At 68.9% G+C, this 21,411-nt stretch carries 24 protein-coding genes and 1 pseudogene; 9 read left to right on the plus strand and 16 right to left on the minus strand.

Translation table 11 applies throughout. The features are described 5' to 3' along the window. The 3 genes and pseudogenes from bchD to MZTS_RS10405 all read right to left on the minus strand — a co-directional run. Positions 1 to 407 (minus strand): annotated as a pseudogene (gene bchD, locus MZTS_RS10395) (magnesium chelatase subunit D); the annotation flags it as partial. A gap of 58 nt (positions 408 to 465) precedes the next feature. Then, positions 466 to 975, minus strand: coding sequence for a DUF192 domain-containing protein (locus tag MZTS_RS10400; RefSeq protein ID WP_192283759.1), 510 nt, complete (start codon positions 973 to 975; stop codon positions 466 to 468). Further along, entirely contained in the window at positions 972 to 1,580 is a 609-nt protein-coding gene (locus MZTS_RS10405) for a cold-shock protein (protein ID WP_009863611.1), read from the minus strand. Before MZTS_RS10405 ends, MZTS_RS10400 begins: the two co-directional genes overlap by 4 nt. 255 nt (positions 1,581 to 1,835) lie before the next feature. Here MZTS_RS10405 and MZTS_RS10410 point away from each other — a divergent pair, with 255 nt between their 5' ends. Next, entirely contained in the window at positions 1,836 to 2,819 is a 984-nt protein-coding gene (locus MZTS_RS10410; protein WP_192283760.1) for a heparan-alpha-glucosaminide N-acetyltransferase, read from the plus strand. A 112-nt stretch (positions 2,820 to 2,931) separates the two neighbouring features. Here the strand turns inward: MZTS_RS10410 and efp are convergent, their stop codons facing one another. Continuing rightward, complete coding sequence (efp, locus tag MZTS_RS10415; RefSeq protein WP_192283761.1) at positions 2,932 to 3,498, minus strand: elongation factor P; 567 nt, start codon at positions 3,496 to 3,498, stop codon at positions 2,932 to 2,934. 123 nt (positions 3,499 to 3,621) lie between these two features. Here efp and epmA point away from each other — a divergent pair, with 123 nt between their 5' ends. From epmA to MZTS_RS10435, 4 genes are all read left to right on the plus strand, one after another. After that, complete coding sequence (gene epmA / locus MZTS_RS10420; protein WP_192283762.1) at positions 3,622 to 4,680, plus strand: EF-P lysine aminoacylase EpmA; 1,059 nt, start codon at positions 3,622 to 3,624, stop codon at positions 4,678 to 4,680. Next, positions 4,677 to 5,744, plus strand: a complete 1,068-nt coding sequence (locus tag MZTS_RS10425) for a lysine-2,3-aminomutase-like protein (protein WP_192283763.1) — start codon at positions 4,677 to 4,679, stop codon at positions 5,742 to 5,744. Before epmA ends, MZTS_RS10425 begins: the two co-directional genes overlap by 4 nt. Further along, positions 5,741 to 6,364 (plus strand): glutathione S-transferase family protein, encoded by a 624-nt coding sequence (locus tag MZTS_RS10430; protein WP_192283764.1) that lies wholly within the window; start codon positions 5,741 to 5,743, stop codon positions 6,362 to 6,364. The genes MZTS_RS10425 and MZTS_RS10430 overlap by 4 nt, the downstream gene beginning before the upstream one ends. A 65-nt stretch (positions 6,365 to 6,429) precedes the next feature. Next, on the plus strand, positions 6,430 to 7,227 hold the full coding sequence (locus MZTS_RS10435) for a YdcF family protein (protein WP_192283765.1): 798 nt from the start codon (positions 6,430 to 6,432) through the stop codon (positions 7,225 to 7,227). 7 nt (positions 7,228 to 7,234) lie between these two features. Here MZTS_RS10435 and MZTS_RS10440 read toward each other — a convergent pair whose 3' ends face one another. From MZTS_RS10440 to MZTS_RS10470, 7 genes are all read right to left on the minus strand, one after another. Then, positions 7,235 to 7,498 (minus strand): DUF3253 domain-containing protein, encoded by a 264-nt coding sequence (locus MZTS_RS10440; RefSeq protein WP_009865705.1) that lies wholly within the window; start codon positions 7,496 to 7,498, stop codon positions 7,235 to 7,237. Beyond that, positions 7,488 to 8,201: a DUF599 domain-containing protein gene (locus MZTS_RS10445; RefSeq protein ID WP_192283766.1), complete on the minus strand. Its 714-nt coding sequence runs from the start codon at positions 8,199 to 8,201 to the stop codon at positions 7,488 to 7,490. Before MZTS_RS10445 ends, MZTS_RS10440 begins: the two co-directional genes overlap by 11 nt. Before the next feature lie 89 nt (positions 8,202 to 8,290). Then, positions 8,291 to 8,572 carry an acylphosphatase gene (locus MZTS_RS10450; RefSeq protein WP_192283768.1) on the minus strand — a complete coding sequence of 94 codons (282 nt, stop codon included), beginning with the start codon at positions 8,570 to 8,572 and terminating at the stop codon, positions 8,291 to 8,293. Between the two features lie 155 nt (positions 8,573 to 8,727). After that, positions 8,728 to 9,576 (minus strand): formate/nitrite transporter family protein, encoded by an 849-nt coding sequence (locus MZTS_RS10455; RefSeq protein WP_192283770.1) that lies wholly within the window; start codon positions 9,574 to 9,576, stop codon positions 8,728 to 8,730. 94 nt (positions 9,577 to 9,670) lie between these two features. Next, positions 9,671 to 10,102: a gamma-glutamylcyclotransferase family protein gene (locus MZTS_RS10460; protein ID WP_009862299.1), complete on the minus strand. Its 432-nt coding sequence runs from the start codon at positions 10,100 to 10,102 to the stop codon at positions 9,671 to 9,673. Between the two features lie 200 nt (positions 10,103 to 10,302). Then, a complete protein-coding gene (locus tag MZTS_RS10465) occupies positions 10,303 to 12,306 on the minus strand; it encodes an acetyl-CoA carboxylase biotin carboxylase subunit (protein WP_192283772.1) in 2,004 nt (667 codons plus the stop codon). A gap of 227 nt (positions 12,307 to 12,533) precedes the next feature. Then, on the minus strand, positions 12,534 to 12,977 hold the full coding sequence (locus MZTS_RS10470; protein ID WP_009863436.1) for a hypothetical protein: 444 nt from the start codon (positions 12,975 to 12,977) through the stop codon (positions 12,534 to 12,536). A gap of 498 nt (positions 12,978 to 13,475) precedes the next feature. Between MZTS_RS10470 and MZTS_RS10475 the strand changes: the two genes are divergently transcribed. After that, positions 13,476 to 14,405 carry a histone deacetylase family protein gene (locus tag MZTS_RS10475; protein WP_192283818.1) on the plus strand — a complete coding sequence of 310 codons (930 nt, stop codon included), beginning with the start codon at positions 13,476 to 13,478 and terminating at the stop codon, positions 14,403 to 14,405. Positions 14,406 to 14,430: 25 nt separating this feature from the next. On the opposite strand, the gene MZTS_RS25465 is transcribed toward MZTS_RS10475, so the two are convergent. Further along, positions 14,431 to 14,559, minus strand: coding sequence for a hypothetical protein (locus tag MZTS_RS25465; RefSeq protein ID WP_281397032.1), 129 nt, complete (start codon positions 14,557 to 14,559; stop codon positions 14,431 to 14,433). Between the two features lie 361 nt (positions 14,560 to 14,920). On the opposite strand from MZTS_RS25465, the gene MZTS_RS10485 reads away from it, so the two are divergent. After that, complete coding sequence (locus tag MZTS_RS10485) at positions 14,921 to 16,606, plus strand: methyl-accepting chemotaxis protein (protein ID WP_192283776.1); 1,686 nt, start codon at positions 14,921 to 14,923, stop codon at positions 16,604 to 16,606. A 39-nt stretch (positions 16,607 to 16,645) separates the two neighbouring features. Here MZTS_RS10485 and ribB read toward each other — a convergent pair whose 3' ends face one another. Then, entirely contained in the window at positions 16,646 to 17,722 is a 1,077-nt protein-coding gene (gene ribB, locus MZTS_RS10490) for a 3,4-dihydroxy-2-butanone-4-phosphate synthase (RefSeq protein WP_192283778.1), read from the minus strand. Between the two features lie 56 nt (positions 17,723 to 17,778). Continuing rightward, positions 17,779 to 18,870 carry a chorismate synthase gene (gene aroC, locus MZTS_RS10495; RefSeq protein WP_192283780.1) on the minus strand — a complete coding sequence of 364 codons (1,092 nt, stop codon included), beginning with the start codon at positions 18,868 to 18,870 and terminating at the stop codon, positions 17,779 to 17,781. A gap of 129 nt (positions 18,871 to 18,999) precedes the next feature. Between aroC and MZTS_RS10500 the strand changes: the two genes are divergently transcribed. Together MZTS_RS10500 and MZTS_RS10505 are read left to right on the plus strand one after the other, a co-directional pair. Further along, on the plus strand, positions 19,000 to 19,305 hold the full coding sequence (locus tag MZTS_RS10500) for a type II toxin-antitoxin system RelE/ParE family toxin (RefSeq protein ID WP_192283782.1): 306 nt from the start codon (positions 19,000 to 19,002) through the stop codon (positions 19,303 to 19,305). After that, positions 19,302 to 19,592 carry an addiction module antidote protein gene (locus tag MZTS_RS10505; protein WP_009866265.1) on the plus strand — a complete coding sequence of 97 codons (291 nt, stop codon included), beginning with the start codon at positions 19,302 to 19,304 and terminating at the stop codon, positions 19,590 to 19,592. Before MZTS_RS10500 ends, MZTS_RS10505 begins: the two co-directional genes overlap by 4 nt. Here MZTS_RS10505 and MZTS_RS10510 read toward each other — a convergent pair. Further along, positions 19,579 to 20,181: an MrcB family domain-containing protein gene (locus MZTS_RS10510; RefSeq protein WP_192283783.1), complete on the minus strand. Its 603-nt coding sequence runs from the start codon at positions 20,179 to 20,181 to the stop codon at positions 19,579 to 19,581. The genes MZTS_RS10505 and MZTS_RS10510 overlap by 14 nt on opposite strands. Continuing rightward, positions 20,178 to 21,311 carry an anhydro-N-acetylmuramic acid kinase gene (locus MZTS_RS10515; protein ID WP_192283784.1) on the minus strand — a complete coding sequence of 378 codons (1,134 nt, stop codon included), beginning with the start codon at positions 21,309 to 21,311 and terminating at the stop codon, positions 20,178 to 20,180. Before MZTS_RS10515 ends, MZTS_RS10510 begins: the two co-directional genes overlap by 4 nt. Positions 21,312 to 21,411 lie beyond the last annotated feature (100 nt).

Genomic DNA, 21,411 nt, shown 5'->3' on the forward strand with positions numbered 1-21,411 from the left:
AACCGGGCGGGCAGGCGGGCGGCGAGGCCGTCGCGTTCGAGGGCGAGCAGGCCGGTATCGAGGGCGGCGGCGAGCCGGGCGACGTGGCCGCGCTCGAGCCGTTCGGCCATCGGCACGACGACGACACCGCCATCGGCCTCCGCCAGAAGGCCGCGCTGAACCACAGGCTGGCCAGCCTGCAAGGTCGCCGGCAGGTCGAGGCCGCCGATCAGCCGGTCGTCGGCAATGCCCGGCGGCATCCGCCGGATCGGCCCGGTGAAGTGTTGTCGAAGGGCATCGAGCCAGAGATCGCGTACCGGGCCGGCCCCGGCCCGCAGGACGATGCCGCCGAGGCCGTGCGGGTCGGCGGCGAACAGCGCGGCCGCGCGCAGGGCGTCGTCCCACGCCCTGGCCGGATCGTCCTGCATCGGGTCGCCCGGCAACCGAACCTCCCCGCTGGTGGCGCGCTCCCGGCCGGATGGACGATCAGCGCTTGAACATCGCGTGCTCGACCCGGTCCCCCGCCCGGATGCCGAGCTTGGCGGCGGTGCCGGCATTGAGTTCGAGCACGGCGAGCACCGGCTCGCCCGAGGGGATCACCTTGGTCGAGAGCGGCTCGGTGTCCGGGGCGATCCGGGCAATCGTACCGTCGGAGCGGATGAACACCATGTCGAGGGAGAGGTAGGTGTTCTTCATCCACATGGTGACCGGCATCGGCCGCTCGAAATCGAACAGCATGCCGTGGTCGGGCGCCATGGTGCGGCGATACATCAGCCCCTTGGCCCGTTGGGCATCGTTGCGCATCACCTCGACCTGGAAGGCGTGGCGGCCGCCCTTGGAGACGATGCCCAGGGGCTCGGTCGCGGCCTGCGCGGCGGGTGCGGCATCCTGGGCGCGGAGGGGAGAGACGGGGGGCACCGCCAGCACGGCGAGGCAGGCGGCCAGACGGAAAGCCTTGGACACGGTCGAGAAAACGGGCACGCGGATCACCGTCAATGGGAGGCCGGGAGCGCCCCGTCGACGAGGCGGACTTCCGCCGCCATAGCACCCTTCGAGCCGTCGCCGTAGCGCACCAGCACCTGCTCGCCCGGCTTCAATTCGGCGATGCCGTAGCGGCGCAGCGTCTCCATATGCACGAAGATGTCCGGCGTGCCGTCGCCACGGCTGAGGAAGCCGAAGCCGCGCAGGCGGTTGAACCATTTCACCACCGCGACTTCGAGGCCGCTCGTCGGCGTCACGCTCACATGGGTGCGCGCCATCGGCAGTTCGGAGGGGTGGAGCGCGGTCGATTGATCGAGGGAGATCACCCGGTGTGCCTGCCAGCCGCGGGCACGCTGCACCGCCTCGACCACGATCCGCGCGCCCTCGCTCGCCGCCTGATGCCCGTCGCGCCGCAGGCAGGTGATGTGCAGGAGAACGTCCGCCGAGCCGTCGTCGGGCAGGATGAAGCCGAATCCCTTCGAGACGTCGAACCACTTGATGCGGCCGGCGATCTCCACGAGTTCGGCGGGCTGCTCCACCTCGCTCTCCCGGTAGGCCGTGCGCTCCCGCGGTTCCGCGGTTTGAACCCCGAGCGGACTGAGTTCGTGTTCGTTCGACATGTAAGCAACCCGTGCCGAATCGCGCCGCGCAATTCCGGCTCTACGTTAACAAAGTCACGAATCGCGGGAAGCCCGTTTGACCGGCAATGGGACACGGCAGAGGCGCATTTTCCGGCGGCCATGGCAGTCTTGCCTCATGCGTCGGTGAGACGTCGACCTGAGCCGTTTCGATCTGCCGCAGGAGCGCCGGGCGCGGGCCGCGCACGCGCCCTCCCCTCGTCGCCCTCGCTCGGGAACGGTGATAGGGCGGCCGGGATGACCACGCTCACTTCCTCGCCGCCCAGGTCGGGCCGGCGCATCGACGCCCTCGATCTCGCAAGGGGGACGGCGCTCGCGGCGATGGCCGCCTATCATGCGCTGTGGGATCTCGGCTTCCTGCAGCTCACGCCGCAGAATCTCGCGCTGACGCCCCCGGGGCGCCTCGCGGCCCACGGCATCGCCGGCTCGTTCCTGCTGCTGGTCGGAGTCGGCCTCGTGCTGGCGAATGGCGACGGCATGCGCGGGCGGCCCTTCGCGCTGAGGATCGCGCGCATCGGTGGCGCGGCCCTGCTCATCACCGTGGCGACGTGGTTCGCTTTCCCGCAGAGCTACATCTTCTTCGGCATCCTGCACTGCATCGCCGTCTCGAGCGTGCTGGGGCTGCCCTTCGTGTTCCTGCCGGCCTGGGTGACGGCACTCGCCGCCGGCGCCGTGCTGCTGGCGCCCCACGTCATCGCCCATCCGCTGCTCGACGCGCCGGAACTCTTCTTCCTCGGCCTCGGGCGCACCCTGCCGGACACCAACGATTGGGTGCCGCTGTTTCCCTGGTTCGGTCTGGTGCTGGCAGGGATCGCGCTCGCTCGCCTCGGCCGGCCGCTCCTGGCCGGCTCACGGCTCGCCCGCTGGCGGGCCCGGAACAGGATTGCGCGCGGGGCGGCCTTCGCCGGGCGGCACAGCCTCGCCGTCTACCTCGTCCACCAGCCGGTTCTGCTCGCCCTGTTCACCGGGCTCGTGACCCTGACCGGGCCGCATCCGAAGGCGGGGGAAGCGAGCTTCCGCAAGGATTATGCGGGGCATTGCACCCGCACCGGAGGAGAGATCCGGGCCTGCCGGATCGCCGCCCGCTGCACGGCCGACGCTCTCCGCCGCGAGGGGTTGTGGGGCCTTGGCCAGCCCTACACGGCGGAGGAGCGGGCCAGGGCGCAGAACCTGTCGCAACATTGCTACGAGGCCGCGGAAGGAACCGCGGCCCCGCCATGACGGGACTCATACCAAATCCGGCCGATCCCTTCGGGATGGCGGATCTGGGCTTCGCTCAGGCGCCGCGCGGGCTTCCTGATCCTGCCTCCGGTCTGATCGGCCGGAGTCAGGATCAGTCCTTGGCGCGTTCCACGTAGGAGCCGTCCGCCGTCATGATGACGACGCGGGTGCCGGTGGAGACGTGCGGCGGCACCGAGGTCTTGACGCCGTTCGAGAGGATCGCCGGCTTGTAGGACGAGGAGGCGGTCTGGCCCTTGGTGACCGGCTCGGTCTCGACGATCTCCAAGGTCACGCGCTGCGGCAGCTCGATGGCGAGCGGTACGCCGTTATGGGTCGAGAGGGTCACCGCCATGCCCTCCTGCAGGTAGGGGGCGGCATCGCCGATCACGTCCTCGGGGACCGCGATCTGCTCGTAGTTCTCGGGGTTCATGAAGTGATACCCCTCACCGTCCTGGTACAGGAAGGTGTGCTCCCGGTCCTCGACGAAGGCGCGCTCGACCTGCTCGGTGGTGCGGTAGCGCTCGGAGATCTTCACGCCGTCGGTGATGCGGCGCATGTCGAGCTGGGTGACCGGGGTGCCCTTGCCGGGGTGGATGTTCTCTGCCGTCAGGATGACGTAGAGCTTGCCGTCCTTATCGACGACGTTGCCCTTGCGAAGGGTACTGGCGATCACTTTCACGAGCGTGGACCTTGGCTTGACGAGAACGGCGGCTCTTCACCGGCATATCGGCCGGACGAGCGGAATCATCCGCGAGGCCCTACCCTATCCGCGGCTCGGTTGCCAGCCGGAGGCTGTTTTCGCGTGAGCAACGAGTCCTCGCCCTGGTGGCATCCCGGCATCCATGCGGATCGCCGGCCCCTGCTGCTGACCCGCAACCGCATCCTCGCCGGCCTGCGTAACTGGTTCGCCGCCGGCGATTTCGTCGAGGTCGAAGCCGCCGCGCTTCAGGTCTCGCCGGGCAACGAGGCGCATCTCTCGGCCTTCGCCACCGAGGCGATCCTGCCCGATGGCGGGCGGGACCCGCTCTACCTGCACACCTCGCCGGAATTCGCCTGCAAGAAGCTGCTGGCCGCCGGTGAGCCGCGCCTGTTCAGCCTCGCCCACGTCTTCCGCAACCGCGAGCGGGGGGCGCTGCACCATCCCGAATTCACGATGCTCGAATGGTACCGGGCGGGCGAATCCTACGAGGCGCTGATGGAGGATTGCGCCGCCCTGCTGGCCCTGTCCGCCGAGGCGGCGGGAACCCGGCGCCTGAGCTTCCGCGGGCGCGAGGCCGATCCCTTCGCGCCCTTCGAGCGGCTGACCCTGGCGGAGGCGTTCCACCGCTTCGCCGCCATCGACCTCCTGTCCACGATCTCGCCCGAGGGCGCGACCGACCGCGATGCCCTGGCCGATGCGGTGATGACGCGCGGCCTGCGGGTGGCGCGGGACGATACCTGGGCCGACCTGTTCAGCCGTGTTCTGGTCGGGTTGATCGAGCCGCATCTCGGCCAGGGCCGGCCGACCATCCTGTGCGAATATCCCGTCAGCGAGGCGGCTTTGGCCCGGCCGAGCCCGCGCGATCCGCGGGTGGCCGAGCGCTTCGAGCTCTATGCCTGCGGCGTGGAACTCGCCAACGCCTTCGGCGAGTTGACCGATCCGGCGGAGCAGCGCCGCCGCTTCGAGGCGGAGATGGCGGAGAAGGTCCGGGTCTATGGCGAGCGCTACCCGATCGACGAGGACTTCCTCGATGCCCTCGCCATCATGCCCGAGGCGAGCGGCATCGCCCTCGGCTTCGACCGGCTGGTGATGCTGGCCACCGGCGCCCCGCGCATCGACGACGTGATCTGGACCCCCGTGACCCGAGGCCGGGGACGGTGAGCGCCGCGCTGAAGAGCACGGCCGCGCTGGCCCGTGCCGGGCTGATCGACGCCGCCGTCTTGCCCGTGCTGGAGCGTGTCGCCGCCCGCTACGCCGTCTCGGTCACCGCCGACATGGCCGAGTTGATCGAGCCCGGCCGCCCGGACGACCCGATCGCCCGCCAGTTCGTGCCGCGCGCGGAAGAGCTCGAGACGAACCCACGGGAGCGCGCCGACCCCATCGGCGACGACGTGCATGAGCCGGTGCCCGGCATCGTCCACCGCTATCCCGACCGGGTGCTGCTGAAGCCGCTGCATGTCTGCCCGGTCTATTGCCGGTTCTGCTTCCGCCGCGAGCGGGTCGGCCCCGAGGGTCAGGGCTCGCTGAGCGAGGCGGAATTGGCCGTGGCCTATCGCTACATCGCCGATCACCCCGAGATCTGGGAGGTGGTGGTGACGGGGGGCGACCCCTTCGCCCTCTCGCCCCGCCGCCTCGCCGGAATCGCCGAGGCGCTGGCCGCCATCCCCCATGTGCGGGTGCTGCGCTTTCACACCCGCGTGCCCATGGTGGAGCCCGCCCGCATCGACGAGCGGCTGGTCGCGGCGCTGAAGCGGTTCTCCGGCGCGGTGTTCGTGGCGCTCCATGCCAACCATCCGCGCGAGTTCACGCCGGCCGCCCGCGCGGCCATCGCCCGGCTCGTCGATGCCGGCATCCCCATGGTCAGCCAGAGCGTGCTGCTGCGGGGCGTCAACGACGATGCGGACACCTTGGAAGCCCTGATGCGCGGCTTCGTCGAGAACCGCATCAAGCCCTATTACCTGCATCAGGGCGATCTCGCGCCGGGCACCGGCCACCTGCGCACCACCCTCCCCGAGGGGCAGGCGCTGATGCGGCGCCTGCGCGGCCGGCTATCCGGCCTTGCTCAGCCGCTTTACGTCCTCGACATTCCCGGCGGCTACGGGAAGGTGCCGGTGGGGCCGGGTTATCTCGACGGGGCGGATGGCGCGTGGCGCGTCACCGATCCGCAGGGCGTGGCCCATGCCTATCCTCCCGACCGGGACGAAGACGGGAAACACGACGGATGACGCGGAAGCTGTGGGGGCGGGCAAGCTCCGGGAACGTTCAGAAGGCGCTCTGGGCCCTCGATGAGCTAGGTCTGCCCTACGAGCATATCGAGGCGGGCGGCGCGTACGGCATCGTCGGTGACGCCGCCTATCGTGCGCTGAACCCCAATGGTCTGGTGCCGACCCTGGACGAGGACGGCTTCGTCCTCTGGGAATCGAACGCGATCCTGCGCTACCTCGCCCATGCCTATGGCGGGCCGCTGGCCCTGCCGGCCGAGCCCCGCGCCCGCGCCCTGGTCGATCAGTGGCTCGACTGGCAGGCCACCGCCTTCACCCCGGCGATGCGCGACGCCTTCCTGCAACTCGTCCGCGTCGCCCCCGAAAAGCGCGATGCGGGCATGGTCGAGGCGTCGCGGGTGAATTCCGAGCGCTGCGCCGCCCTGCTCGACCGGCATCTCTCCGACACACCGTTCGTGGCGGGCGCGGGCTTCACCATCGCCGACATCGCGGTCGGCCTGGCGGCGAATCGCTGGTTCCAGCTTCCCCTGGAGCGCGAGGAGCGGCCCGCCATCCGGCGCTGGCTCGGCGTGCTCGCGCAACGTCCGGCTTCCTCGGCGGTTCTGTCGCTGCCGCTCACCTGAGCCTCACTCCGGCGGAAGGTCGAACCGTGACGGACGCCGTGCCTGCCCCAGGACGAAAGAAGACGATGTTCTTCCCGCTCTCGAAGCTGATCTTCTTCGTTCTGACGCCGTCGAACTTCCTGATCCTGCTCGGGCTCCTCGGCTGCCTGCTGCTCTTCACCGAAGCCGGCCGGGAATTCGGCCGGCTGCTCGCCAGCGCCGGCCTGCTCGGCCTCCTCGTCGCCGGCCTCTCCCCGCTCTCGGCCTGGACGCTGATGCCGCTGGAGAACCGCTTCCCCGCCTTCGCCGAGGACGGCGCTCCGGTGACGGGCATCATCGTGCTCGGCGGCGCGGTCGAGGCCGATACCTCGATCGGGCGCGACCAGATCACCGTCAACGATGCGGGCGAGCGGGAGATCGCCCTCGCCGACCTCGCCCGGCGCTACCCCCAGGCCCGCCTCGTCTTCTCGGGCGGAGCCGGCAGCACCCGCGAGGATGCTGTCTCCGAGGCCGAGATCGTCAGCCGCTTCGCCGATACGCTCGGGGTGCCCCGCGACCGGCTGATTCTCGAACAGCAATCGCGCAACACCCACGAGAACGCGGTGTTCTCCGCGCGTATGACGCAGCCGAAGCCGGGGGAGCGCTGGCTCCTCGTCACCTCCGCCTGGCATATGCCCCGGGCGGTCGGCTGCTTCCGCAAGGCGGGCTTCACCGTCACCGCCTACCCGGTCGATTACCGCACCAACTGGCCGCGCGATGCCTATCGCTTCGCCAGCTTCGCCTCGGACGGTCTGTCGGAACTCGATATCGGCGTGAAGGAATGGATCGGGATGATCGCCTACAAGCTCGCCGGCTATACCGACGAGGTCATGCCGAGGCCGTGACGGAGCCTCAGCCCGGCGGCAGGCTCAGGCGGTAGATCCCACGGAAATCGTCAGGGTCCGCCACCGGCTTGCCCTTGCGCAGGATCTGCACCCGCCCTTCCTTGGTCAGCCGCACGGCGACCCGCCGCACCGGCTGCATCAGGGGCCCCCAACCATCCGGATGAGGGCCGCCGAGGGCGCGGGCGACCTCGGAGGGGCAGCAGGTCTTCGCCGATCCGCGCTCGTTCACGAGACGCAGCATCGTCTCCTCGATTACCGCCTCATCTGCCATCATGGTCCTCCTCGGCGAGCAGGGCCGCGCGGATCGGCGAGGCGAACTGGCGTCGCCACATCACCCAGACCACGCTGGCGGTTGCCAGCATCATCACCGGCGCGCTCACGAACCAGCCGAGATAGGCCAAGGCGAACAGGAAGGCACGCTGCCCTTTGGCGAAATGCGAGCCCGCCGCCACGTTCATCGCGCCGGCCCGCTCGGCGGCACGGCGCATCACCTCGTCGGAGGCGCCCGAGCCCTTGGGCGGCACCGCGCCGATCAGGATGGCGCCGTAATTGAACAGCCGGTAGGCCCAGGCGAATTTGAAGAAGGCGTAGACGAACACCACCGCGAGCCCGGCGATCTTGATTTCCCAGGTCTGCCGGGTGGTGCCCGCGCCGAAGGGTAAAGCCGAAAACAGGTTCAGCACGTCGTCGCCGGAGCGCGACAGCGTCAGCACCGAGCCGAGCGCGATCAGAGAGGTCGAGGCGAAGAAGGCGGTGCCGTTCTGCAGCGAGGCATTGATCGTGGTGTCCACGACGCGGTTGTCGCGGCCGATCATCTGGATTGCCCAGTTGCGCCGCTGCCGGTTCATGATCTGGGTGAGGCTGAGGCGGTCGCCCCGCCGCCGCTGCACGGCATAGGCGTAGCCGACCCAGCACGCGACGAAGAACACGAGCGCCGCGAGGTCGAGCGGGGAGAAGGCGGGGAAGTCCCACATGATCAGGGCCTCGTCTCGCCGATCCGGATCGGAAGTCACGAGCCCGGCGGCTACAATCAGGACGCCCGGCCGGCAAGCCCCGGCGGTTTCTATCTGAGGATCTCGAAACCCTCTGCCTCGGACGGTTCGGCCTGCGTCACCGCGATGTCGTCGACCCGGGCCGCGAAGGGACCGCGCCGGCATTCGGCGAGCAGCGCGTCGACCGCCGCCGCAGGGCCGGAGAACAGGGCCTCGACGGTGCGGTCCGGCCGATTGCGGACCCAGCCGGCGACGCCGTGCAGATCCGCCCGCTTCTTGGTCCAGGCGCGATAGGACACGCCCTGTACGCGGCCGTGGATCACCGCGCGGATGGTCTTTCTGTCGGTGCTCAAGACGAAAAAGTCTCCCGGTTTCCTGCGAAGCCGGGAGCTCTTGCGCTTCCGGCCCGAGCATCGCCCCGGACGCGAAATCCGGGACGACGCTCCAAGCCGTTGTCTGACGCTTCGTCCTGTTCCGAAAGCCGGGAGCCGCCTTTCGGGGCGATGCTTCAGCGGGCGGCGATCGCCGCCGAGGCCGGCGCGGCCTCGACCCGGCTCGCGGCCACTGCCTGCGGACGGTAGGTGAGGTACCATGCCAGCGAGATGAACAGCACGCCGCCGACGAAGTTGCCGAGCGTCACCGGGATCTGGTTCCAGGCCCACCATTGCTCGAAGGAGATGGGGGCGCCGAGCATCATGCCGGCGGGGATCATGAACATGTTCACGACCGCGTGCTCGAAGCCCTGGGCGAAGAACAGCAGCACCGGCAGCCAGGCTCCGAAGATCTTGCCGAAGGTCGAGGTCGACATCATCGCCATGGTCACGCCGAGGCAGACCATCCAGTTGCACAGCATCGCCTTGACGAAGCAGGTGATCATGCCCGCCGTGCCGAGATTCTCGTAGGCGAGGGTCTTGGCCTGGGCGATGTCGAGAATCTTCTTCGCCACAGGGTTGGCATCGGCGCCGGTGTGCCAGAAATTCGTCAACGCGATCACGAGCAGCAGCGCGTAGAGCAGGCTGCCGATCAGGTTGCCGAGGAAGCTCCAGCCGAAATTGCGCATCATCGGCTTGAGGCCGATCCGCCCTTCCATCGAAGCGAGGGCGAGAATGCCAAAATTGCCGGTGCAGAGTTCGAGCCCGAGGCAGACGATCATCACGAAGCCGACGGGGAAGACGAGGGCGCCCGCGAAGGGCACGCCGGTCTGCACCGCCGCGGTGACGGCGAGGCTGGTGGCGATGCCGAGGATGGCGCCGGCCATCATGCCGCGCACGAGCATGTCACGAACGGACAATTGCGCCCGTACGACGCCGGAATCGCTCATGGCCTTGGCCATCTCGACCGGTTTCACGAAATCCATGGAGACCTACCCTGACGCGATGACTTTTCTTGGTCTTCATCGACAGAGCAGGTTCGGTGCCAACTGGGCGCAAGAGACTTGCGCGCAACGCGGATCAGGCCGGAGCACGGCGCTGCCAGCCTCGGATCTCCTGAAGATAGGGGCCGGGCAATTGCGCCGCCTGACCCGCCGCCAGCACCGCTTCGAGATAGCCCGGCCGCGGCAGCCCGGCGGCTTGGCTGCGGCCGAGATAGATCAGGGCGCGCTTCACCCCGGTCTCGGTGACGATGGGCTGGGTGGCCTTCACGTAGAGGCCGCCGGCGACGCCCTCGTAGCGGTCGAGGGCGGGCACGTCGGAGAGCGCAAGCTCCCACAGCACGCCCCAGACGACGGCGCCGGGGGCGCGCACGACGGAGGCCCAGCCCTCCTTCATGATGATGAAGCGGTGCCGCTGCAGCCGCCCGCGCCCGATCAGCTTCGAGGCCGGACAACGCTGGGCCATGGCGGCGGCGTCCATGTTGGCGCCGTAGGCGAAGTAGAGCGGCATTCTTTTGAGACCGGCGGGAGCCCCTCGCGGCTGAGGGGATTTCCGCGCGTATAAGGGCGGAGGGTGCCGGAGAGGGCGGTCGGCCGTACCCGGTGCCGTCGCGGTGCTTCGGCGAGAGCCGTCAGGCAAAGCGATCCGTGCGCGCCGTCATTTCCGACGGGCGCGGCAGGACCGCTTCGCTCACAGGGGAATCGCGCCGATCAGGCGAATTCCAGGATCACCGCATCGACGGCGAGGCTGTCGCCTTCCTTGGCGGCGATCTTGGAGACGGTGCCGTCGCGCTCGGCGCGCAGCACGTTCTCCATCTTCATGGCCTCGACGATGGCCAGCGGCTCGCCGTTCTTCACCTCCTGGCCCTCGGTCACCATGATCTGCTTGACCAGTCCGGGCATCGGGCAGAGCAGCTGCTTGCCGGAGCCGGCATTCTCCTTGACCGGCATCAGGGCGGCGAGTTCGGCCTCGCGGCGGGTGAAGACCCGGGCCTCGGCCGCCGCGCCCGCATGCTGCAGGAACACGCCGTTGAGGAGCGGGCGCACCTGGATCGCCACGGTCTCGTCGCCGACCGTGCCGGCCCAGACCGGATTGCCGGGGCGCCAGTCGCTGCGCACAGGCACCGCTTTGCCGTCCTCACCCGTCACCAGCAGGGCATCCTCCGCCGTATCGACGGTGACGTCGAAGCGCTGGCCGGAGAGCACCACCACGCGCTCGCGTTGGAAGCTGAGCAGGCTCGGATCGCGCATCTGGCCGGAGATGCCGCGCTTGCGGATGTTGAGCTTGTGGTCGATCGCCGCCGCCACCGCCGCCAGCCGCAGGGCCACCGGGCCGACCGGCTCGGGAGCGGTGAAGCCCTCCGGGAACTCCTCCTTGATGAAGCCGGTCGAGAGCCGGCCCTCGCGCCAGCGCGGATGGGCCATCAGGGTGGCGAGGAAGGGGATGTTGTGGCGGATGCCCTCGATGGCGAAGGCGTCGAGGGCCGTCGCCTGCGCCTCGATGGCCTCGATCCGGGTCGGCGCCCAGGTGACCAGCTTGGCGATCATCGGATCGTAGTGGATCGCGATCTCGCCGCCCTCCTCCACGCCGGTATCGTTGCGCACGATCGCGTCGCCGAGCGGGCCCTCTTCCGGCGGCAGGTAGGTGGTCAGCCGGCCGATGGAGGGCAGGAAGTTGCGGGTCGGATCCTCGGCGTAGACGCGGCTCTCCACCGCCCAGCCGTTGAGCTTCACGTCCGATTGCGTCAGCGGCAGCGCCTCGCCGGCGGCGACCCGGATCATCAGCTCGACGAGGTCGAGGCCGGTGATCATCTCGGTGACCGGGTGCTCCACCTGCAGGCGGGTGTTCATCTCGAGGAAGTAGAACGACTTGTCCTGGCCGGCGACGAACTCGACGGTGCCGGCGGAATCGTAGTTCACGGCCTTGGCCAGGGCGACGGCCTGCTCGCCCATCTTGCGGCGGGTCTCCTCGTCGAGGAGCGGCGACGGGGCCTCTTCGATCACCTTCTGGTTGCGGCGCTGGATCGAGCACTCGCGCTCGCCGAGATAGATCACGTTGCCGTGCTTGTCGCCGATCACCTGGATCTCGATGTGGCGCGGATCGGTGATGAACTTCTCGATGAAGACGCGGTCGTCGCCGAAGGAGGAGGAGGCCTCGGACTTGGCGCGGGCGAAGCCCTCCGCCACCTCGTCGGCCGATTCGGCGATGCGCATGCCCTTGCCGCCGCCGCCGGCGGAGGCCTTGATCATCACCGGATAGCCGATCTCGTTGGCGATCTGCACGGCATGCTCAGGGCTCTCGATCACGCCGAGGAAGCCCGGCACCGTCGAGACCTTGGCCGCGGCGGCGGCCTTCTTCGATTCGATCTTGTCACCCATCGCGGCGATGGCGCCGGGATTGGGGCCGATGAAGACGATGCCGGCCTCGGCGAGCGCCTTCGGAAAGGCCTCACGCTCGGAGAGGAAGCCGTAGCCGGGATGGACCGCCTGGGCGCCGGTCTGCTTGCAGGCGTCGATGATCTTATCGATCAGGAGATAGGATTGGGCGGCCGGAGCCGGACCGATATGCACAGCCTCGTCGGCCATCGCCACGTGGACCGCGTCGCGGTCGGCGTCGGAATAGACGGCCACCGTCTTGATGCCCATTTTTTGGGCCGTCTTGATGATGCGACAGGCGATCTCGCCCCGGTTGGCAATCAGGATTTTATCGAACATCGCAGCCGCTTCTTGAGGGAGACTGTGCTGGCCTGCCCCTCCCGAAGGCAAGCCTGATCGCTTCCCGATAAAGCACTTGCGCGGGAGACGGAAGCTGTGCCGCATTCCCCAAAAGGCCAGCGTCGATGAATTCCGGTTGACGCACCCTCAATTCGAATTTCTGCCCCGGCCGGATGTTGCCTCGACCGGTCCAGTGCCGGCGTGGGGCAATCCTGAAACCGTATTCATCATGCAGCGCAGGGCAGGCGTCCGGCGCGGAGCGCGGTGGGCTTGCAGGTCGCGCTGCGGGCCTTCAGGGCAAAGGCGATCAGCATCTCGTCGCTGGTCTCGGCCTCGCGCACGATCTCCATGGCGATGCGGCTGCCGAGGGCGGTCGGACCCTTGCGGCCGGCGATGGAGGCGGCGAGCCACGCGGCCATCTCGCGGGTGATGATGCCGGTCGGGCGCTCACCGTAAACCGCGAAGTTCACGACTTCGGCGGTGACGAAGGCGGCGAAGCCCTCATGGGTGTCGGCGACGGCGCGGTCGAGGGCGAGGAGCAGGTCGGCGTCGGCGCGGCTGACGATCCCGTCGGGCAGGATCTCGCGGGCGAGTTCCCGGACATCGTCCTGGGTGAGCTGGCCGGCATCGACGATGCGGGTGCAGAACAGTTCGAGCGCAGTGTTCGTCATGGTCTGAAGCCTCCCCGGCTCGTTGTCGCCGGTGTTTGTCCGTGTCTGTACTGACATTACGGTCCGGCAACGCTCGAACAGGTTAACGGCTAAATCTGAACCCGTGTTCAGGTAAACGGCTGCTCACGAATGAGCCTTTCGGAAATCTTGCCGCTTGAAAGTAAGACTCTCTTCAGCGCGATTGTTTCCGAAACGCACAGCATGGCGGGGGCCGGCAGCCGAGGCCGGCCGCGCCGGTGCGCAATGCCGAGATCCCCTTTCAGAAGCCGGGATCTGGTCCATGGCGTCGTCCCGCCCCGTTGCGTCCGGCAGGCAAGCGCGACAAGCTCAGGGAAAGAAACGCGGGGACGAGCCGATCTAGGATCGTCGTATCGCGCGAGAGCATCTTCGGGCGGGGTGGTCGTCAACCCGGGCGAAGACAAAGCGTCAAAGCAACAGCTTGGGATGTCCTCCGCGATCCGGTGATCGCGGAGTGCGGTCCGGGCGGGAGGAACGGCCCTGAGCACCCTGTACGTCACCCATCCGAGTGCGCTCGATCATGCGGTTCCGGCCGGCCATCCGGAGCGGCCGGCCCGTATCCAGGCGGTGGAGCGAGCCCTGGAGCAGGAACGCTTCGCGGCCCTCGTGCGCTGTCACGCGCCGAAGGCGGAGGCGAGCGTCGCCGAACTCGTTCACCCGGCCTCCTATGTCGAGAGTCTCGTCGCGGCCTCCCCCGTGGAGGGATGGTTTCAGATCGATTCCGACACGCTGATGTCACCGGGCACGCTCGACACCTGCCTGCATGCCGTGGGCGGCTCGGTCCATGCGGTCGATGCGGTGATGAAGGGGGAATGCGCCAACGCCTTCGTCGCCATGCGCCCCCCGGGGCACCATGCCGAAGTCGCCCGCGCCATGGGCTTCTGCCTGTTCAACCACGCGGCCATCGCCGTGCAGCACGCGCGCAAGGCGTTCGGGGCCTCCCGCGTCGCACTGGTCGATTGGGACGTCCATCACGGCAACGGGTCGCAGGACATCTTCTGGGCCGAGCGCGACGTGCTGTACGCCTCGACCCACCAGATGCCCCTGTTCCCCGGCACGGGGGCGGCGGGCGAGCGCGGCGACCACGACACCATCGTCAACGTGCCGCTCAAGGCCTTCGACGATGGCGAGGTGTTTCGCGAGGCGTTCGAGCAGCGGATCCTGCCGCGGCTCGATGCCTTCGCCCCTGATCTCATCGTGATCTCGGCGGGCTTCGACGCGCACAAGCTCGACCCGCTCGCCAATCTCCAGCTCGACGAGGCGGATTTCGGCTGGGCGACGCGCCGGCTGATGGAACTGGCCGACCGCCACGCCAAGGGCCGGGTCGTGTCGATCCTGGAGGGCGGTTACAGCCTCGACGGGCTCGCCCGCTCGGTCGCGGCGCATGTGGACGCGCTGATGGGGCGGTGAGACCGCACCGCCCCGGAGGTTTCGTTCAGCGCTGCGACAGGATCAGCGTGATCAGCACGGCGGCGGCGCTCACGAACATCACGCTGCCGAGGATGATTCCGGCCACCGCATTGGCGGAGACATAGGTTCCGGCGACACGGCCGAGGATCGGCACGATTGCGTGCCGATCCTGTCGGCTGCCGGGATGCCCACAGGAGGGGCAGGCGAGAGCCTTCTCGGAAATGCGATGATCGCAGGCGGGACAAGCGACGAGGACCATGCGTGCTCCTTTCCGCGGCGGCGGCCGGAGAACCGCCTCCACAACGAGCTGGGAACGGTCGCGCTTGCGCGCAAGGGCCTTTGCGCCCCCGAGCGGCCGGAAAGCGGCCCTCACCTCCCCTCACGCAAGGCTTCGTCCCATCGCCGCCCACCCTCAGATGACCTCAGAGAAATTTCTGAAAGTCTTAATCAATCTGCATCACTGGAATTAGGACGTTCGTGCAAGAATTTGAAATATAATTCACTGGTCTGCAACAATGCTTGGTTCTATCTCCATTAAGCGCAAGCTCATCGCGTGCTTCGGGCTGATGTTCGCTCTCGTCGCAGCCCTGACGTGCCTTTCGTTCTACCAGATTCGTGTCATCAACGATGCTGGCGAGGATCTCGGCGGAAATCGGCTTCCGGCCACGCAGGCGCTCGGCCGCATCCAATCCCTGGCACTGCGGATCCGCGTCAATGGCGGCCGCCTCCTCTCCTCCAAGACGCCGGAGCAGCGCGTGGCTGCCCTGACCTCGCTCGACGAGCGCCTGGCGGAACTCACGGCGCAGAAGGCCGCCTATCTGGCACTGCCCGCGACGCCGGAGGCGCTCGCCCTGTTCGCGGCATTCGAGCAGCAATGGTCGGCTTATATGGCGCTCCACGCGGAGACGGTCGCCCAGGCGGATCGCGGTGATCTCGCGGGGGCGAGCACCCGCTACGACACCGTGATGTCCGATGCGATCCGCAAGGTCATCGCCACCTTGGGCCAGATGACGGATTTGAACGACACGCTCGCTATGGCGAGCCGCGAGCGGGCGCGGGAGGCGAACGAGCGTGCGCAGATCCAGCTGCTCGGCTTCCTCGGCCTCGCCATGCTGCTCTCGGTCGCCGCCGCCCTGCTGCTGATCCTCGAAGTCAGCCGGCCGCTCGGCCGGATGACGGCGGCGATGCATCGTCTCGCCTCCGGGGATACCGCGACCGACATCCCCGCCATCGGCCGCCGCGACGAGATCGGCGGCATGGCCGGAGCCGTGCAGGTGTTCAAGGACAACATGATCCACGCGCAGGCCCTGGAGAAGGAGGCTGCCCTGGCCCGGGCCGGCGCGGAGGCGCAGCGCAAGGCGGTGATGGCCGAGCTGGCCGACAGCTTCGAGCGGGCGGTGGGCGGCATCATCGGCTCGGTCACGAGCGCCGCGACCGAGCTTCAGGCCACGGCCGAGAGCATGACGGCGACGGCGAACCACACTGCGCGCCAGTTCTCGACGGTCGCGACGGCCGCCGAGGAGACGGCGGTGAACGTCAACACCGTCGCGAGTGCCGCCGAACAGCTCGGATCCTCGGTCGAGGAGATCGGCCGTCAGGTCGAGGGGTCGGCCGGCCTGTCCCAGGCCGCCGTGGCGGAGGCCGATCAGACCGCCCTGCTGGTGCAGGAACTCAGCGCCGCCGCCGCCCGCATCGGCGACGTGGTGGCGATGATCTCGACCATCGCCGGCCAGACCAACCTGCTCGCCCTCAATGCCACCATCGAGGCGGCCCGTGCCGGCGAAGCCGGGCGCGGCTTCGCGGTCGTGGCGGCGGAGGTGAAGGAGTTGGCGAACCAAACCGCGCGGGCAACCCAGGACATCGCCGATCAAATTGCCCGCATTCAAGGCTCGACCGGCCAAGCGGTCAGCGCCATCGGCGCCATCGCCGCGCGGATCCAGGAGATCAGCGGCGTCGCCACCAGCATCTCGGCCGCCGTCGAGGAACAGGGGGTGGCGACGCGGGAGATCGTGCGCAATGTCAGTCAGGCGGCGAGCGGGACCAGCGCGGTGACCGCGAACATCGCCGGCGTGGCCGAGTCCGCCGACGAGACCGGCGCGGCGGCGAGCCAGCTCCTCGCCTCCGCCTCCGATCTGTCGCGCCAATCCGTCCATCTCGACGAGGAGGTCCGGCGTTTCCTGGCCACGATCCGCGCCGCCTGACCGTGCGCTCCGCCCGGCCGGAGACGGCCGGGCGGATTGTCAGCCTTCCAAGGGCTCCTCGCCGACCAGCTCGATGCCGAAGCCCGACAGGCCGACATAGGAGCGCGAGGAGGAGGACAGGTTGCGGATCGAGACGACGCCGAGATCGCGCAGGATCTGGGCGCCGAGACCCACCTCGCGCCACTGGCGCACGCGCTGCGCCTCGGCGCCCTCGTCGGCGTAGCGGTTGAGCGGCACGCCGGCCGTGCCGTCGCGCAGATAGACCAGGATGCCCCGGCCCTCCTTGGCGAAGCGGCGCATCACCGCCTCGATCTGGCCGCCGCCCTCGATCACGTCGGCGACGACGTTGGAGCGGTGCAGGCGCACCGGCATGTTGCGGCCGTCGCCGATGGCGCCGTGCACGAAGGCGAATTGCTGGATCGGTTCGAACGGCGTGACATAGGCGTAGCCCGTCATCGCGCCGAACTCGGTCTTCACCGGAAACGAGCCGACCCGCTCCACCAGCCGGTCACGGGCCTGGCGGTAGGCGATCAGGTCGGCGACCGAGACCCGCTTGAGCCCGTGCTGCTCCGAGAACGCGTCGATCTGCGGCCCCTTCATCACGGTGCCGTCGTCGTTGGCGAGTTCGCAGATCACGCCGACCGGGGGCAGGTTCGCGAGCCGGCACAGATCGACCGCAGCCTCGGTATGGCCGGAGCGCATCAGCACGCCGCCGTCGCGGGCGATCAGCGGGAAGACGTGGCCCGGCCGCACGAAGTCGCCCGCGCCCATATTGCCGTTGGCGAGCGCCCGCACGGTGTTGCAGCGCTGCTCCGCCGAGATGCCGGTGGTGAGGCCGTGGCGCACATCCACCGTGACGGTGAAGGCGGTGCCGAGCGGCGCGTCGTTCGAGGCCACCATCGGATCGAGATGCAGCCGGCGCGCCTCCGCCAGGGTGATCGGCGCGCAGACGATGCCGCAGGTGTTGCGGATGATGAAGGCCATCTTCTCCGGGGTGCAGAGCGAGGCGGCGACGACGAGATCGCCCTCGTTCTCACGATCGTCGTCGTCGGTGACGACCACGATCTCGCCGCGGGCGAAGGCCTCGATGGCCTCGGTGACGCTGCAATGGGGCACGGGCTTCGTCTCGTTCAGCAGTTCCAGAAAGGCGCCAGGGAAGGCGGCCGGCGGCTTCAGCCGACCTGCCCGCGATGGCGGAGATAATGATCGGCCAGCACGCAGGCCATCATCGCCTCGGCGACAGGCACGGCACGGATGCCGACGCAAGGGTCGTGACGACCCTTGGTGACGAGGTCGATCTCCTGGCCGTCCCGGTTCACGCTCCGGCGCGGCGTCAGGATCGATGAGGTCGGCTTCACCGCGAAGCGCACCACGACCGGCTCGCCCGAGGAGATGCCTCCCAGGATGCCGCCGGCATGGTTGGCGAGGAAGCGCGGGCGCCCGTCATTGCCGGCGCGCATCTCGTCGGCATTGTCCTCGCCGCGCAGGGCCGCCGCCGCGAATCCGTCGCCGATCTCGACGCCCTTGACCGCGTTGATCGACATCATCGCCGCCGCGAGGTCGGCGTCGAGCTTGCCGTAGATCGGCGCGCCGAGACCGGGGGGCACGCCCTCGGCCACCACCTCGATCACCGCGCCGACCGAGGAGCCGTCCTTCCGGATTCCGTCGAGATAGGTTTCGTATTCGGCGGCCCTCTGGGCGTCCGGGCAGAAGAAGGGGTTCCGGTTCACCTCTTCCCAATCCCAATTGGCCCGGTCGATGGCGTGCGGGCCCATCTGCACCAGGGCGGCGCGGATGGTGATGCCGGGGATGACCTTGCGGGCGACCGCGCCGGCCGCGACACGGGCGGCGGTTTCCCGCGCCGACGAGCGCCCGCCGCCGCGATAATCGCGAAGGCCGTACTTGGCGTCGTAGGTGTAGTCGGCGTGGCCGGGGCGGTAGCTGTCGCGGATCTCCGAATAATCCTTCGAGCGCTGATCGGTGTTCTCGATCATCAGCGCGATCGGCGTGCCGGTGGTGAGCTGGCGCCCGCCGGTGCGGTCATCGGCGAAGACTCCGGAGAGGATTTTGACCTGATCCGGCTCGCGGCGCTGGGTGGTGAAGCGCGACTGCCCGGGCTTGCGGCGGTCGAGCTCGGCCTGGATCTCCTCGGCCTCCAGCGGCAGGCCGGGCGGGCACCCGTCCACGACGCAGCCGAGGGCGACCCCGTGGCTCTCGCCGAAGGTCGTGACGCGGAACAGATGGCCGAAGCTGTTGTGCGACATGGTGAGCGTGCCTTAGCGCGGGATGCCGGCCCGCACAAACCGGACTCTCGCGGCGGTCATTAGCTCCGCCCAAAACGCATACCTCATCCACGGCATTGCCAGATTGTAGCCCATAGGCTACATTTCAGCATGCCGGAAATCGTCCGCACCCGACACTTCGCCGAGTGGCTGAGCGATCTTCGGGACGCTCGTGCAAAGGCGCGGATCGCGGTGCGGATTGATCGTCTCGCGCTCGGCCATGAGGGTGATGCAAAAGCGGTCGGAGACGGTGTTTCCGAATTACGGATCGATTACGGGCCCGGCTACCGCGTTTACTTCACGTATCGCGGAAAGGCTCTCATTCTGCTGTTATGCGGTGGGGACAAGGCCAGTCAAAAGCGCGACATCATCCGGGCCAAGGCGCTCGCTGCGACGCTGGAAGGAAGCGAACGATGACGGAACTCGGCCCCTACGATTCGGCTGAATTCCTCGACACGGACGAGGCCGTTGCCGAGTATCTCGCTGCGGCCATTGAGGAGGGGGACGCCGTCCTATTCCGCCGCGCGCTCGGTGTCGCGGCACGGGCGCGCGGCATGACTCAGATCGCTCGTGAAGCGGGTCTGTCGCGGGAAAGCCTGTACCGGGCCTTGTCGGATGACGGCAACCCGAGCCTCGATACGGCCCTTCGGGTTCTCAACGCTCTCAATGTCCGGCTGACGGCCTTTGCCGTCACGCCTCAGTGAGGTCCAGCCCGCCCCGCGCCTTCAAGGCGCGGTAGGCCGCGATTCCTGTGGCGAGGTCGGTACGCAGGCGCCGCTCGTCGCCGAGGGCGTCGAGATCGTAGCTCAGGCCGAGGATATGCGCCGCCTCGTAACCTTCGGGCAACTCGCCGACGCTGCCGAGGCCGATCTCCGTCACCGGCAGCTTGTCCGCGAAATCGGACAGGCGCGCCCGCAACCGGTCGCCGCTCGCGCGCAGATGGCGGCCGGCTTGCGCTCCATGCTCGCGGATCGCCGCCACAGTCCCTTGAGCCAGGGAGAGATGCACCGCCTCCCGATGCGCGGGGAACAGGTAGACGAGGTAGAAGCCCCGCGTCGCGCTCGTCGTCACCGCCGGGTCGAACACCGCGAGCCAGGGGACGGCGGCCCAATGCGTGCCGCGGCCGGGGCTTCCCTTGACGAGGAAGGGGCCTCCGAGCGGATCGAGCGCCCGGCGCAGCTCGTCCGGCGCACCCCTGCGGATCACATGCGCCAGGGGATGGCCGGCGGGCGGATCGAGGCGGGCGAGCGGATAGCCCTCGACGATGCGGCGCAGGGCGTGGCCGAGGCTCACGGTTCGGAGACGATCCCGCCGGTGACCGGTGCGGCGACGCCCGTGGTCGTCGGAAAGGTGAGCGGCAAGCCGTCGAGGGCACGCAGGGCGAGGTAGGCAAAGGCTTGCGCCTCCAGAAAATCCGAGGACCAGCCGATCGCGTCGGCGGTCGTCACCTCGGCCTTGAGGAGCCGCTCCAGCATCGCCATCAGCGTCCGATTCTTCGCGCCCCCGCCCCCGACGATCCATCGGGTCGGGCGTTCGCCGGCGAAGGCGAGGCTTCGGGCGACCGCGTGGGCGGTGAAGGCGGTCAGCGTCGCCGCCCCGTCCTCGATCGTGAGATAGCCGGCGAGTTTGTGAGAGAACCAGTTCCGATCCAGTGATTTCGGCGGCGCGCGCAGGAGTAGCGGGTGGCCGAGCAGATTGTCGAGCAGCGCCTCGTCCACCGTGCCGCGGGCGGCGGTGTCGCCGCCGTCGTCGAAATCCCGGCCGGCGCGCTCCTTCATCCAGTCGTTGATCGGCCCATTGCCCGGCCCGGTATCGAAGGCGAGCATGCCGCCGTTCGCATCGATCAGGGTCACGTTGGCGAGCCCGCCGATGTTGAGGATGCCGAGCGGACCGGTAAAGCCGGCGGCCTCCGCCAGGGCCCTGTGGAACACCGGCACCAGCGGGGCGCCCTGGCCGCCCTGGGCCACGTCGTTGGCGCGCAGATCGGACACGACGCGGATCCGCAGGCGCTTCGCCAGGGCCGCGCCGTCGCCGATCTGGACGGTCAGGCCGAGCTTGGGCCGGTGGATCACCGTCTGCCCGTGGAAGCCGACGACGTCGATCTCCTCGGGGCTCAGGCCGTTCCGATCCATGAAGCTTTCGACGGCCTCGGCATGGGCGCGGGTGACGAAGTCCTCCGCTTCCGCGAGGCGGCCCGGCCGGTCGGCGCGCGCCCGGATGCCCTCGGCATCGCGGGTCGCCTCGCGCAGCAGCGCCTTCTCGGCCTCGCCGTAGCCGCGATAGCCTGTCGGCCCGAGGGGCGCGACGAGACCGTTGGCGGATTTCACGACGCGCACGCGCTCGCCGTCGCTCTCGATCAGCGCCACGTCGATGCCGTCGAGGGAGGTGCCGCTCATCAGGCCGATTGCGCGCCTCATCGCCATGCCAGCCGTCTCCGGTGTCCTTCCCCGTGCCTTTCGTGGCCCGCCCTGCTAAGAGCGCGCGCGAGCGCTGGCCCATACGGGGGCTAGCATGCCGGGCGCG

It is taken from the genome of Methylorubrum zatmanii (genome assembly GCF_014845115.1).
Classification (GTDB): domain Bacteria; phylum Pseudomonadota; class Alphaproteobacteria; order Rhizobiales; family Beijerinckiaceae; genus Methylobacterium; species Methylobacterium zatmanii.